This is a genomic window from Aestuariivita sp., assembly GCF_049276915.1.
GTDB lineage: Bacteria > Pseudomonadota > Alphaproteobacteria > Rhodobacterales > Rhodobacteraceae > Aestuariivita.
The window spans coordinates 1-12,688 of the sequence record NZ_JBASXK010000146.1; the positions used below are offsets into that span (position 1 = coordinate 1).

Annotated in this window: 10 protein-coding genes and 1 pseudogene; 5 read left to right on the forward strand and 6 right to left on the reverse strand. The window is 65.0% G+C overall.

The genetic code is table 11. The annotated features are described in order from the left end of the window. Positions 1-2,224: acetate--CoA ligase family protein (locus tag WAO69_RS15625; protein WP_422180805.1), on the forward strand; the 2,224-nt coding region annotated here is incomplete at its 5' end. A gap of 61 nt (positions 2,225-2,285) precedes the next feature. On the opposite strand, the gene WAO69_RS15630 is transcribed toward WAO69_RS15625, so the two are convergent. From WAO69_RS15630 to WAO69_RS15640, 3 genes are read right to left on the reverse strand one after another with little or no spacing between them, the layout of a single operon-like run. Next, positions 2,286-3,020: a GntR family transcriptional regulator gene (locus WAO69_RS15630; protein ID WP_422180807.1), complete on the reverse strand. Its 735-nt coding sequence runs from the start codon at positions 3,018-3,020 to the stop codon at positions 2,286-2,288. Positions 3,021-3,072: 52 nt separating this feature from the next. Beyond that, positions 3,073-3,294 carry a biotin/lipoyl-binding carrier protein gene (locus WAO69_RS15635; protein ID WP_422180809.1) on the reverse strand — a complete coding sequence of 74 codons (222 nt, stop codon included), beginning with the start codon at positions 3,292-3,294 and terminating at the stop codon, positions 3,073-3,075. 54 nt (positions 3,295-3,348) lie between these two features. Beyond that, complete coding sequence (locus tag WAO69_RS15640; protein ID WP_422180811.1) at positions 3,349-4,887, reverse strand: acyl-CoA carboxylase subunit beta; 1,539 nt, start codon at positions 4,885-4,887, stop codon at positions 3,349-3,351. A gap of 125 nt (positions 4,888-5,012) precedes the next feature. Between WAO69_RS15640 and WAO69_RS15645 the strand changes: the two genes are divergently transcribed. Then, positions 5,013-6,569 (forward strand): acyl-CoA carboxylase subunit beta, encoded by a 1,557-nt coding sequence (locus WAO69_RS15645; protein ID WP_422180813.1) that lies wholly within the window; start codon positions 5,013-5,015, stop codon positions 6,567-6,569. 14 nt (positions 6,570-6,583) lie between these two features. Beyond that, positions 6,584-7,942 carry an acetyl-CoA carboxylase biotin carboxylase subunit gene (locus WAO69_RS15650; RefSeq protein WP_422180815.1) on the forward strand — a complete coding sequence of 453 codons (1,359 nt, stop codon included), beginning with the start codon at positions 6,584-6,586 and terminating at the stop codon, positions 7,940-7,942. Positions 7,943-7,969: 27 nt separating this feature from the next. On the opposite strand, the gene WAO69_RS15655 is transcribed toward WAO69_RS15650, so the two are convergent. Beyond that, complete coding sequence (locus WAO69_RS15655; RefSeq protein ID WP_422180817.1) at positions 7,970-9,529, reverse strand: acyl-CoA carboxylase subunit beta; 1,560 nt, start codon at positions 9,527-9,529, stop codon at positions 7,970-7,972. A gap of 131 nt (positions 9,530-9,660) precedes the next feature. Here WAO69_RS15655 and WAO69_RS15660 point away from each other — a divergent pair, with 131 nt between their 5' ends. Together WAO69_RS15660 and WAO69_RS15665 are read left to right on the forward strand one after the other, a co-directional pair. Continuing rightward, positions 9,661-10,863, forward strand: coding sequence for an ATP-grasp domain-containing protein (locus WAO69_RS15660; protein ID WP_422180819.1), 1,203 nt, complete (start codon positions 9,661-9,663; stop codon positions 10,861-10,863). Next, complete coding sequence (locus WAO69_RS15665; RefSeq protein WP_422180821.1) at positions 10,860-11,795, forward strand: succinate--CoA ligase subunit alpha; 936 nt, start codon at positions 10,860-10,862, stop codon at positions 11,793-11,795. Before WAO69_RS15660 ends, WAO69_RS15665 begins: the two co-directional genes overlap by 4 nt. 108 nt (positions 11,796-11,903) lie before the next feature. Here the strand turns inward: WAO69_RS15665 and WAO69_RS15670 are convergent, their stop codons facing one another. Together WAO69_RS15670 and WAO69_RS15675 are read right to left on the reverse strand one after the other, a co-directional pair. Then, a complete protein-coding gene (locus WAO69_RS15670; protein WP_422180823.1) occupies positions 11,904-12,479 on the reverse strand; it encodes an IS630 family transposase in 576 nt (191 codons plus the stop codon). Positions 12,480-12,495: 16 nt separating this feature from the next. Further along, positions 12,496-12,688, reverse strand: a pseudogene (locus tag WAO69_RS15675) (hypothetical protein); the annotation flags it as partial.

The following is a 12,688-nucleotide window of genomic DNA, read 5'->3' on the forward strand; positions in this document are numbered from 1 at the left end:
AGAAAAGGACACCGGAATGGACGTTTCGCTGAACGGGATCGCCACCCGCGCAGCGCGTGCCGCACGTGACAGCGGCGCGAGCGCACTTGCCGAACTGGACGCCAAGGCGCTGTTGCGCGCCGCCGGGATCGCCGTGCCGCAAGGCCTGCGCCTTGCGCGGCCCGAAGACGCGACCGAAACCGCGCTCGCGGCGTTGCGCGCGCCCCTCGTGGCCAAGATCCTGACCCGGAACGGCGCGCATAAATCCGATTTCGGAGGCGTCCGGCTCGGCCTGCAAAGCAGTGCCGAGACCCGCGAGGCCCTGTCGGCAATCACCGCTGCCGCGGCCGCCGTGGGATGTGCGACGGACGGCTTTCTCGTGGAAGAACAGAGCAAACCCGGCCTCGAGATGGTGCTCGGCGGATTCTGGGATGCCCGGCTCGGGCCCTGCGTGATGCTCGGTCTGGGCGGGGTCTATGTAGAGGTGTTCGAGGACGTGGCGTTCCGCGCTTGTCCGATCTCCGAGGCGGATGCCCGCAGCATGATCGACGGGCTCCGCTCGGCGCCGCTCTTGCGCGGAGCGCGCGGCAGGGCGCCCTGCGACGAGGAGGCCATCGTCGCGGCCCTGCTGGCACTCGGCGGGCGTGACGGGCTGATGTCGGCGCTCGATAGAGAGGTCAGCGCCATCGACATCAACCCGCTGATCGTTCATGACAAAGGTGCTATCGCCGTCGATGCCCGCATCCTGCTGGCACCCGCGCCGGGCGCGCCGGTGCCCGAACCCTCGCCGCTCGACGCGGCAGCGGTGCAAGAGACCTTCCGGCCCCTGTTCAGGCCGAACTCCGTCGCGATCCTCGGGGCCTCCGCAACGGGCACGAGTTTCGGAAACGAGGTGATCCGCCACAGCCTCGCCTACGGGTTCAAGGGGCGCATTCAGCCGGTCCACCCGAAGGCGTCGGAGGTCGAGGGCTTTGCCGCAGTGCCGTCCCTTGCCAACCTCGCCGAGCCAGCCGATTTCGCCTATGTCGCCGTGGCCGCCGAGGCCGCCATCGACGCCATCTCCACAGCGCCGGGCCGCGCACGCTTCGTGCAGGTCATGTCCTCGGGCTTTGGCGAGGCCGAGGACGGGCAGGCCCGGCAGGCCCGGCTTCTGGAGGCCGCGCGCGCCTCGGGGATGCGCCTGATCGGTCCGAACTGTCTCGGCATACACAGCCCGAGAGGCGGGCTCACCTTTGTCGGTGGCTCCACTCCCGAGCCCGGCGGCGTCGCGGTGATCTCGCAATCGGGCGGTCTCGCGGTCGACGTGATCCTGCGCGGCGAGCAACGCGGCCTGCGATACTCCGCCGTCACGACGCTCGGCAACAGCGCCGATCTGGGTCCGGCGGACCTTCTCGAATACCATCTGTGCGATCCCGACACCAAGGTGATCGGTCTTTATGTCGAAGACGTGCGGGATGGCCGGCGCTTCGTGGCGCGCCTGCGGCAGGCCGGGGCGCAAAAGCCTGTGGTGCTGCTGCTGGGCGGACGCACGGCGGAAGGTCGCCGAGCGGCGGCCTCCCATACCGGTGCGCTCGCCGCCGAAGCGCGGCTGTGGGACGGCATCGCGCTGCAAACAGGCATGATTGTCGTCGAAACACTCGATGAGTTCCTCGATGCTCTGCTGATCTGCCAGGCCGAGGCGGAGCGCCCGGCACCGCAGCCGCTGCGGCGCGTTGCGCTTTTCGGCAATGGCGGGGGCACCTCGGTACTGGCCGCCGATGCCTTTTCGCGCGCCGGGCTGACGACGCCGGAGGCCCCGCCAAGCACCCTGCGTCAACTCGAGGAGTTGGGCCTGCCGCCGGGGACCGGACTGGCTAACCCCGTCGATACCCCGGCGGGCACCCTGCGCCACCGGGACGGCGCGGTTGCCGGTGAAATCCTCGATATCCTCGCGGGCGCGCAGGCTTATGACGCTATCGTCGTCCATGTGAACCTGCCGGTCTTCACCAGTTCGAGCAACCAGTCGGTCGACGTGATCGGCGGGCTGGTGCGCGAGGCGGTGCGCGTGAGCGCCCTGCCCGACGCGCCGCGAATCGTCCTCGTGCTGCGCTCGGATGGCTCGGAGGCCACCGATGCGCGCCAGCGTGAGGACGGCGCCCGCGCCCGGCAAGCCGGACTTGCGGTCTTCGGAGAATTGCCGCAGGCGGCCCACGCCCTAGGGGCGATGGCCTCGTGGCTGGAGTTCAGGAACCGCGGCAGCGCATAAGAGTGCGACTGAACATCGGTCCGGGTCGGGCCTCGCTGCCTGCCTGCAAGCGGAAAAGGTCTCAGCTGTCGCGGCTCTGCTCGCTGCGCAGCATCTTGATCGCCATCGCCCGTGAGTTGTCGACAAGCTGGCGCGCCGTCATCTCTGCACCGGCCTGATTTCCGCTGTGAATGTGTTCGAGCAGCTGTGCCCAAGTCCGGGCCGATTCCTGCCGCCGCTCGGGCGTGGACAGCCCGATACGGGTGTACCGGATGGTTTGGTGGAACAGCGAATAGACGATCGACGTGAGCCGCTCACTGCCGGTGCCCGCACAGAGCAGAAAACTCAACTCCTGGCTGATCGCGACGTAGCGCGCCGCGTCCTGATCTGCCTGTTTGGTCAGTTCCTGAAGCTCGGCGATCCGTTCTTCGATCTGGCCGATGTTGTCCGGCGGAAAATCACGGGCCAGACGGCGCGCCGCAAGTCCCACGAGCACGGCACGGATCTCGAAGATGTCGTCGACTTCCTCCACCGAGAGGTTGGTCACGATGGCGCCGCGCCTTGCCTGAATCGAAACCAAACCGGCGTTTTCGAGAATGCGCAGCGCTTCGCGCACCGGCCCCCGGCTCACCTGAAATTGCTCGGAGACGGCAATTTCGTGAATGCGGGTTCCGGGCGCATACTCTTCATTGATGATCGCCTCGGCAAGCTGCGTGGCGATCTGCTCCGCAAGAGACAGAGCTTGAGTCCCAGACGCAAGGCTGGGACGAATGGGTCCCAGACTGTGTTCCAGTCGGCTTACACTTCCCAAGGTCACATTTAATTCCAGTCACAAAAGCAAGGTTGTTTTCTGGACATGACCCATAGATTCAAGCGTCTAAAATAGCAATGACTTGCCCTTCCGCAATCGCGACGCCTTCCTCCACGAGGATCTGCTGAAGCGTGCCTGCACAAGGCGCGAGCACGGGTATCTCCATTTTCATCGATTCGAGGATCATGATGACATCGTCTTCTTTGACGCTGTCCCCGATCCCCATCTCGATTTTCCAGACGGTTCCGGTAATTTCCGAGCAGATTTTCTCTTCAGCCATGGTTTGTCTTCCTGTCCCTTTGCCTTGTCTTGAGATTGAGTCTGATCCTGTTGGTCAGAACGTGGTTGGCCAGCTTGCCAGCGCCCGGCGCGAAAAACCCTTGTCCCGGCCGCGCGAATGCACGCTGAGCATCGACATGAGCCATTTGCGCGTCTCGCGCGGGTCGAGCACTTCCTGGGCCGAGTATATTGCCGCGAGATCATAGGCCGAGGTTTCGCGGGACACTTCGGCTTTCAACTCCTCGAATTTCTGCGGATCGCTTTCCGCCGTCACCCCATAGATGACATTAACGCCGATATTGGGATCCATGAAGCCCACATCCGCCGTTGTCCACGCCGCCATCTCGTCCGAATTGCGCGACCCGCCCATGTTCAGATAGGCCTGACCGTAGGATTTCCGGGTGACGATGGAGAGTTTCGGCACGCTGCACATTTGCAGCGCCGACATGAAGTTCATGATTTTCCCGGGCGCCTTGCGCTTTTCGCCCTCGACCCCGATCAGGAAACCAGGCGTGTCGGTGAGCAGCACGATTGGGATGTGGAAACTGTCGCACAGGATCAGGAAACTCGTGATCTTGTCGCAGCCATCGGGATCGAGCGCACCGCCCTTGAACATCGGGTTCGTGGCCACGACACCCACCACCTTGCCGCCCATCCGGGTCAGCGCCGTGGTCGCGACCTTGCCGAAGCGCGGCTTGAGTTCGAACACCGAGCCCGGATCGGCAATGGCGGCGATCAGCTTGCGCACGTCATAGACCTTCTGGCGCTCGGCCGGAACGATATCGAGAATGGACGCGCCATCGCAGGCGCTTTCATCGGGCGCCTCGGCGGCGGGCGGCAGCTCCCCGGAATGCGAGGGCAGGTAGGACAGGAAGCGCTTGATCAGATCGAGCGCCTCTTCGTCGCTGTCCACGGCATAATCCACAAGGCCGGTCTTTTCGGTGTGAAGCTTCCAGCCGCCCAACTCTTCGAGTTGCACCTCTTCACCGATGGCCAGCGAGGTCACGCGCGGCGAGGAGACCGCAAGACAGGCCCCTTTGCGCATCACCACGAAATCGGACAGCATCGTGTACCATGTGCCGGTGCCATAGCTTGGCCCCAGACAGGCCGAGACATAGGGAATTTCACGCCCCCGGATGAATTGCTCAGGGTCCTGACCCAACGCCCCGGTGCCCTGCGCTCCCATCGTGTCGGGAATCCGCGCACCTGATGTTTCATTGAGGAAAATCACCGGCATACCGTTGCGGATCGCGGTTCTGCGGAGATGTCCCATCTTGCGGACATTGGTCAGGCTCGACGAGGCACCCAAGGTAGTGAGATCGCAGGAGACGATGGCGGCGGGGCGCCCGTCGATCCGCCCGTAGCCACAGACCTTGCCATCCGCCGGCGAGTTGTCCCGCTTCTCGGGCAGGTGCGAGGTGGCGAGCATGCCGGTTTCGGCGAAACTGCCCTCATCGAACAGGTGGTCGATCCGCGCGCGGGCATCAAGGATGTTTGCCGCCTTGCGCTTGGCGAGTTTTTCGCTGCCGCCCATCGCCAGAGCGCGCGCGCGGCGCGTCTCGAGTTCCTGGATCAGTTCATCGTGTCTGGACATGCGACCTCCTCCGCTCGGTATCTGCTCCCGATTGATGATGAAATCATTCACAATGTCAACAATGCTTGCTAGACTCATCCTGCACCGGCCCGTCCGGTGAGGGAGATGCAAAGAAGGGATCCAGAATGAGTTGGCAAAAAGAAGTCGACGAAATCGCACGGCGCAGGAAATTCGCCGAAGACCTGGGCGGCGCCGATGCGGTGGCACGTCAGCACGCCGCCGGGCGGATGACAGTGCGCGAGCGCATCGCGAAGATCGGCGATCCCGGCAGTTTCCGTGAAATCGGCGCCATGGCGGGCAAAGCCACCTATGACAAGGATCACAACCTTGTATCCGTTCGCCCGTCAAACGCGGTGATCGGCACGATCAAGATAGGCGGGCGCAAGGTCTCCATTGACGGCGACGACTGGACCATCCGGGGCGGTTCCTCCGAGGCGACCGTCTCCGAGAAATGGATCTATTCCGAGAACTACGCCCTCGAGATGCGCATCCCGCTGATTCGCCTCGTCGAAAGCGCCGGAGGCAGCGTGCGCCTGCTCGAACAGCAGGCCTCGACCAAGATCCCCGGCTATCCGACATGGCTGATGGCCTCGATGCTTGGGTATATTCCGGTCGTCGGCCTCGCACTCGGCCCCTGCGCCGGTCTCGGGGCGCTCAAGGCGGCCTGCGCGCATTACTCAGTCATGGTCAAGGGCACCTCGCAGGTCTTCGCTGGCGGCCCGCCGGTCGTCGAACGCGGCATGGGCGTCAAGGTCGACAAGGAAGACCTCGGCGGATCGAAGGTCCATGTCCGGGGCAGCGGCGTGATTGGCAACGAGGCCGAGACCGAGGAAGAAGCCTTCGAAATGGTCCGCAAATTCCTCTCCTACCTGCCCTCCAGCGTCTTCGAGGCCCCGCCGGTCATCGAGAACGATGACCCGCGCGACCGGCGCGAGGAAGAATTGCTGTCGATCATTCCGCGTGATCGCCGACGCATCTACAAGCCGCGCCGCCTGATCGAACTGGTGATGGACACCGGATCGGTCTTCGAGCTGACCAAGCATTACGGCCGTTCGGTCGTGACCTGCTTTGCCCGGCTGGACGGGCGGCCCGTGGGGGTGATCGCCAATGACCCGATGCATTATGGCGGTGGTCTGACCCGTGGCGCAGCGGAGAAGATGGAAAGCTTCATCGACCTGTGCGACACGTTCCACCTGCCGGTGGTGAACTTCGTCGACCAGCCGGGCACCGTCGTTGGACCCGAGGCCGAACTGCAGGGCACGGTCAAGGGCTCGGTGCGTGTCGTCTCGGCCATCGAACAAAGCCGGGTGCCGTGGTGCGCCATCATCGTGCGGCGCCTCTACGGGCTTGCGGGCACCACCTATGGCCGGCTTCAGGGGCTCAACCTGCACTATGCCTGGCCGTCGGCCCGCTGGGGGTCCATCCCGGTGAGCGGCGGTGTCGAGGCGGCCTATCGCAAGGAACTCGAGTCGCTGCCGCCCGAGCAGAGCGCCGCGCGCCTCGCCGAGCTGGAGCAGATGTATGACCACCTCGAATCCCCGTTCCTCACAGCCGAGCGCTTCAAGGTTCCCGACATCATCGACCCAAGGGAAACCCGGTTCCTGCTCAATGAATGGCTGGATGATGCCTGGCGGCTCTTGCCCGAGCAGCTGGGCGTTAAGAGCCGCACGATTCGGATTTGAGACGGAGCAAGGACATGAAACGCATATTGGTCGCCAATCGAGGCGAAATAGCATGCCGCGTGATTCGCGCGGCGCAGGATCTCGGGCTTGAAACCGTTACGGTCCATTCGGACGCCGATGCCGAGGCCCTGCATGTGGAAATGGCGGATGCGGCGGTGCGGATCGGCCCGCCACCCGCTGCCGAAAGCTACCTGAGACAGGAGGCCATTCTCGCAGCCGCGCGGGAAACCGGCGCCCATGCGATCCATCCGGGCTATGGCTTCATGGCCGAGAACGCCGATTTCGCCCGTGCAGTGCAGGCGGCCGGGCTGATCTGGATCGGTCCGCGCCCCGAGACGATCGAGGCGATGGGTGACAAGCAACGCGCCCGGCGCCTTGCGCAAGAGGCGGGCGTGCCCGTCGCGCGTGGCTCGGACCGCATACTCCCCGGGGCCACCGACGGGCTTGAGGAGCTTGCCGAAGGCGTGGGCTATCCGCTGCTGGTCAAGGCGGCGGCGGGCGGCGGCGGTATCGGGATGCGGCGCGTGGACGGTCCCGAGACCCTGCGCAAGACCGTCGAGGCCACGCAATCCATGGCTGAGCGCAGTTTCGGCGACGGCTCGATCTATCTCGAACGGTTCATCCCCCGCGCCCGGCACATCGAAATCCAGGTCTTCGGCTTCGGCGACGGGCGGGCGGTGCATCTGTTCGAGCGCGACTGCTCGCTGCAACGGCGCTTCCAGAAAATCGTCGAGGAAAGCCCTGCGCCGGGATTTTCACGAGAGGCGGTGGCCGCGATGGCCGAAGCCGCGCGCGCTCTGGCCGCATCGCAGCACTACACCGGCGCGGGAACGGTGGAATTCGTCGCCGATGCCGACACCGGCGAGTTCTTCTTTCTGGAGATGAACACCCGGATTCAGGTCGAACACCCGGTCACCGAAATGGTCACGGGCTGCGATCTGGTGGGGCTGCAATTGCGTCTTGCGGCGGGCGAGGACCTGCATGACATGCTGACCGGCGTGGCCCATAGCGGGGTGGCGATGGAATGTCGGCTCTATGCCGAGAACCCGGCGAAGAATTTCCTTCCCTCGCCGGGCACGCTTGTGGTCTTCGACCTGCCGGACGGTCTGCCGGGCATCCGGATCGACGCCGGGGTGCGGGCGGGAGATTCGATCACGCCCTATTACGACCCGATGATCGCCAAGTTCATCGCCTGGGGCGAGGATCGCGGCACCGCAATCGACCGGCTGCGCGACGCGCTGGCCGCAACGCAGGTCGAGGGGCTGGCGACGAACCGCGATTTTCTGATCGCGGTTCTGGGCGATCCCGATTTCAGGGCCGGTGCGATCTGGACCGGCTTTGTAGAGGAACGGCGCAAATCCCTGATCCCATGAGCACGGGGTCAGGGTACAGGGTCCGGCTCATGGCCGGACCCCGATCTGCGGGCGCGGTCCGCGATCGCAGCGCAATCTCTCCTGTGCCGCCTCGATCTGCCGGCACAGGTGGAACCGGGTATCGCGCGGGTCGATGATATCCTCCACGGCAAAGGCTTCGGCGGTGCGGAACGGGTTGGCATAGGCGCGGAACTCCGCTTCGAGCTCGGCCTCGCGCGCAGCCGGGTCGGGTGCCGCGGCGATCTCGCGCCGGAAGGCCACCGCGACCCCGCCCTCGACCGGCAGCGAGCCCCATTCGCCCGAGGGCCATGCGAGCTTCAGATTGAGCCCCTTCTGGTTGACCATCGCCATTCCCGCCATGCCATAGCATTTGCGGATGATCACGGTCATGCAGGGCACGCTGGCCTGCAGCCCGGCATGAACCGCCCGCACCCCTGCCCGCAACACGCCCGAGCGCTCGGCGGCGGAGCCGATCATGAAGCCCGGCACGTCGGCGAGATAGACAATCGGGATTCCGAACAGATTGCACAGGTCGATGAAATGGGTCATCTTCTGTGCTCCTGCGGCATCGAGGGCGCCGCCGTACTGCATCGGGTTGTTCCCGATCAGCCCGGCGACGTGACCCCCGAAACGGGCAAGCTGCGTGATGAGGGATTTGCCGAAACTCGGCTGGATCTCGAAGGTCGAGCCCTCATCCGCGATGATCGAAATCAGCTTGCGCATGTCATAGGGCTGGCGCCGGTTCCGGGGCACCATCGACAGCAGCCGTTCGTCGCGCCGGTCCACCGGATCGGCGGTCTCGACGAAGGGCGGTGCCGACCAGACATTCTGCGGCATGTAGCTCAGGAACCGGCGAATGGCTGCAAGGCTCTCGGCCTCGGACGGGTAGGCATTGTCGATGGCCCCGGCCACATCCACGGCGACCGACGCCCCGCCAAGCTCCTCAGCCGTGAGCATCTCGCCGAGCGCGCGCTCGACCACGGCGGGACCCGCGGCGAAGACCTGCGATGTATCGCGCACCATCATGGAGAAATGCGCCAGCATCGCCCGCGCGGCGGGCCCGCCAGCCGCGGTGCCCATCACCGCCGTGATCACCGGCACCTCGCCCAGAAGCTCAACCGAGCTGCCGAAATCGTCGGTGCCGGGCATCGGCGCATAGCCGCGCCGCTTGAGCGATGTGACCGAGCCCCCGGCCCCGTCGATCAAGTTGATCAGCGGGATCCGGTACTCATGCGCGAGGTCCTCGACATAGCCGCCCTGCCCGCCCTTTCTGCGCGCGGTAGACCCGGTCCCCCCGCGCACGGTGAAGTCCTCGCCACCCAGCGCCACATCCCGGCCGTCGATCTTCGCCAGTCCCATGACATAGGAGCCCGGCGTCACAGCCACGGGCTTGCCATCGACATAGGATCCCGTCCCCGCGAGCTTGCCGACCTCGCGAAAACTGCCGGGATCGACGAGCGCGTCGATTCGCGCGCGGATGGTCTGCCGGTTTCGGGCAGCTTGACGCGCGACGCCTTCCGCGCCGCCCATCTGCTCCGCCCATGCGTGTCGCTGAGCGATTTCATCCACTTCGGGCTGCCATGACATCTGCATTCTCCTTTGTGACGGCTTTTGGTTTGACATTCTTTTTGTTAACATTCTTTAGTATGCGCACCATGAATGTCCATCCTCAACACCCAGCACAGGAAGGACGCGCGAAATAATCGCGGAGAGACTGCATGAAACTCACTGAAGATATTGCCAAAGGATTGATCCGGCGCTTTGGGCTTCCGGTGCCGGAAGGCGCGGCCGCAGACACGGCTGACAAGGCGGGCGACCTCGCCGCCGGGTTCGGCGGCCAGGTCGCGATAAAGGCGCTCCTGCCCACGGGCCGACGCGGCAAGAGCGGGCTGGTCCGCCTCGTGGGTGCCGCAGAGGCCGGGGCCGCAGCCGCAGGGATGCTGGGCCGGGACACCGATATCGGCAAGGTCGAACGCGTCTATGTCGAGAAAGGCGCCGAGATCGCGCGGGAACTCTATCTCGCCTTTAGCTTCTCGGACCGGCTGCCGATGCTGACGGTCTCCAACGCAGGCGGCGTGGAGATCGAGACCGTGCATGCCGAAACACCGGAGAAGATCGTCACCGTTCCAGTCGATCCGCTGCAGGGGCTGCGCCCATGGGAGGCGATCGAGCTGTGGTCGCAAGCCGGCCTGACCGGGCGGCCACTGGCCGATGTGGGCCGCCTCACCGCCCGGCTCTGGCAGGCCTTCGTTGCGCTCGATGCCGAGATGATGGAAATCAACCCCCTTGCCCTCGACGCCGATGGCCGCCCGTCGATGGTCGGCACGATGCTCGAGATCGACGATTGCGCGCTCGACCGTCACCCCGATCTGGCCGGGCTGCCTGCCCGCGAGGCGGGCAATCCGCGCGAACGGATGGTGGGCGAGGTCAACCGCGCGAATCCCGGCGGCGACTCGCGCTATGTCGAACTCGACGGGGATATCGGCCTGCTGGTCGCAGGCGGCGGCGCGGGGCTGCTTCAGCATGACATGATCGTCGATCTTGGCGGGCGCCCCGCCAACCACTCCGACATCAGCCCCTCGCCAGGCACCGTCAAGATTGAGGCGGTGCTGGATGCGGTCTTCACCAATCCGCGTGCGCGCTGCCTGCTGGTGGGCTACAACCATCTCCAGATGGCGCCGGTGGACAAGGTCGTCGAGGCGCTGGTCAATTCCGTCAAACGCAACAAGATCGACACGGCACGGTTCCCGATCATCCTGCGGCTTTTCGGGCCGCGCGAAGCCGAGGCAAGGGCACTCGCGGCCGAACTCGGTGGCGTCACCTATCTGCCATCGGGCACTTCGCTGGCCGAAGGAGCCCGCGCCATTGTCGAAGCGAGCCGCAAGGTCGCTGCCGAACAGGACGAAGGAGCCACCGCATGAGTATCCTGATCGACGAAAGCACCCGCGTTGTCGTGCAGGGCATCACCGGAAACCAGGGCCGTTACGATACGCGCCTTGCGCTTGAGTACGGGGTCAAGATCGTGGCAGGCGTCACCCCGGGCCGGGGCGGCGAGGAGGTCGAGGACATTCCCGTCTTCGATACGGTCGCCAAGGCCGTCACCGAGACAGGGGCAAATGCGGCCGTGCTCTATGTGCCTGTCACCGGTATCCGGGATGCCGTGACCGAGGCCGCCGAGGCCGGGATCGGGGTGATCCTCGCAACCACCGAGAATGTCCCCAAGCATGACGCGATCTGCGCCGTGGCCGCGGCCCGCAAGGCCGGTGCCTGGCTCGTCGGCTTCAACACCAATGGCGTCATTTCGCCAGGAAAATGCAAGCTTGGCGGGATCGGCGGGGACAATCCGGACGCGCTATACCCGGCGGGCAGGATCGGCGTCGTCTCTCGCTCGGGGGGGATGTCGGCCGAAATCTCCATGGCGATCAAGGCCGCCGGGCGCGGGGTCTCCACCGCCGTGTCGATGGGCGGTGACCGGACCACCGGGCGCTCGATGTGCGAGTATCTCGAGCTGTTCGAAGCCGATGATCAAACCGATGCCATGGTGATCTACGGCGAACCCGGAACCGGCAACGAAGCGGAGGTCGCAGCCGCATTGCGCGCGGGCCGGCTGCGTAAACCCGTCGTCGCCATCGTGGCCGGGCGGTTCCAGGAAAACCATCCGCGCGGGGTCAGTTTCGGCCATGTCGCCGCAATGATCGGCGATGACGCCGACAGCGCCAGTTCCAAGATCCGATTGCTGTGGGACTCGGGCGCAGAGATCGCCCATCGCCTCGATGAGATCGGCGCGGCGCTCGACCGGCGGCTGGGTATCGACGAGCTACCGGGACAGTCACCAGACCAGCAGACCGCGTGACGAGACAGGCTGATCCGCCGGCGGGAACAGAATAAACGGCGGATGTCAACGGCGGAGCAAAATTGGGCCACGGTAGCAGCCCTCGTTTTTTTCTAGAGCGTGTCGCGTTTAATCGGTTTTGTATCCGGCGGCTTTGAAGAAGTTGTAGCATTCTTCGTCGGTGAAGAGGTCGCAGACATGGCCGACGGTTTTCCAGAGTTCCTGGTAGGTTCGGGCGGCGGCCTTTCGGATTAGCGCCTTGAGCTTCGAGAAGGCCATTTCGATCGGGTTGAGGTCGGGGCTGTATGGCGGCAGGAAGAGGAACCACGCGCCGATGTCGCGCATGGCTTTGGCCGCGCCGGGGCTCTTGTGGCTCGACAGGTTGTCGAGGATGACCACGTCGCCCTCGCGCAATGTAGGCACCAGCTGGGTCTCGACATAAATGTCGAACATCTCGCCATTCATCGCTCCGTCGATCACCCAGGGCGCGTCCAGCCGGTCATGGCGCAGGGCACCGATGAACGTCTGGGTGCGCCAATGCCCGAACGGTGCGTGATCGACCAGGCGCTGCCCGCGCGGAGCCCAGCCGGTGGTCTTGACCATGTTGGTCTTGACCGAGGTTTCGTCAATAAATGCCAGTCTTTCCAGATGCCTGGCCATGAAGGGCTGGCGTTTGCCGATCCAGATGCGGCGCAGGTCGGCCACGTCCTGGCGCTTCTGCTCAAGCGCTTGCAGGTCTTTTTTTGTGTGACAGCCCCAATCTGAGCAGTAGCCGGCCGATGGATGAACGATGCACCTTCACCCCGTGCTCTGCGGCCAGTTCCGCCGTCAATTCGTCAATTGTCAGATCGGGCTGCGCCGCGATCAGCCCAAGGGCGGTCACGGTTGCATGCGTGGTGGCCACGTCATCGTCC

Bases quoted from the DNA above. Each gene is read 5' to 3' on its own strand.
- WAO69_RS15635 (WP_422180809.1), bottom strand. From the start codon at position 3,294: ATGGCTGAAGAGAAAATCTGCTCGGAAATTACCGGAACCGTCTGGAAA.
- WAO69_RS15640 (WP_422180811.1), bottom strand. From the start codon at position 4,887: ATGTCCAGACACGATGAACTGATCCAGGAACTCGAGACGCGCCGCGCG.
- WAO69_RS15645 (WP_422180813.1), top strand. From the start codon at position 5,013: ATGAGTTGGCAAAAAGAAGTCGACGAAATCGCACGGCGCAGGAAATTC.
- WAO69_RS15650 (WP_422180815.1), top strand. From the start codon at position 6,584: ATGAAACGCATATTGGTCGCCAATCGAGGCGAAATAGCATGCCGCGTG.
- WAO69_RS15655 (WP_422180817.1), bottom strand. From the start codon at position 9,529: ATGTCATGGCAGCCCGAAGTGGATGAAATCGCTCAGCGACACGCATGG.
- WAO69_RS15660 (WP_422180819.1), top strand. From the start codon at position 9,661: ATGAAACTCACTGAAGATATTGCCAAAGGATTGATCCGGCGCTTTGGG.
- WAO69_RS15665 (WP_422180821.1), top strand. From the start codon at position 10,860: ATGAGTATCCTGATCGACGAAAGCACCCGCGTTGTCGTGCAGGGCATC.